The organism is Scandinavium hiltneri (assembly GCF_024764835.1).
Taxonomy (GTDB): Bacteria; Pseudomonadota; Gammaproteobacteria; order Enterobacterales; family Enterobacteriaceae; genus Scandinavium; species Scandinavium hiltneri.
The window spans coordinates 1-480 of sequence record NZ_JALIGE010000044.1; the positions used below are offsets into that span (position 1 = coordinate 1).

Genomic DNA, 480 nt, shown 5'->3' on the forward strand with positions numbered 1-480 from the left:
TAACAAACTATGAGTAATATTCTAAAACGCATGGCCATTTTTTCTAAAGTTGTCGATTGCGGCGCATTCAGCATGGCAGCCAAAGAATTAGGCATTACGACCTCCGCCGTCAGCCAGCATATCCGCCAGCTGGAAAACGAGCTGGGCATTCAATTACTTCTGCGTTCTACTCGTTCACTGAGCCTGACCGAAGCCGGGCTGTGCTTTTATGAGGACTGTGTTCTGATGATCCATGCCGCCGAGCGGGGTCAACAGCGTATTGCCGCGCTGCGCGGCGAACTGGCCGGTGAGTTGCGCGTCGCCACCTCGACGGAATTTGCCACCCATTATCTGGTGCCGGCGCTACAGAGCTTCCTTGATGAACACCCACGCATCACGCTGAGGCTGGAAATTCATGATGAAAAGATCGACCTGATAGGCCAGCGTATCGATCTGGCGATCCGCGGTGGCGTAATGGCAGATTCCAGCTATGTCTCTACC

Annotated in this window: 1 protein-coding gene; it reads left to right on the plus strand. The window is 53.5% G+C overall.

Translation table 11 applies throughout. From position 1 onward, the window contains the following. Window positions 1–30: 30 nt before the first annotated feature. The coding region (locus MUU47_RS00205) for a LysR family transcriptional regulator (RefSeq protein WP_258986124.1) at window positions 31–480 on the plus strand (450 nt) is incomplete at its 3' end.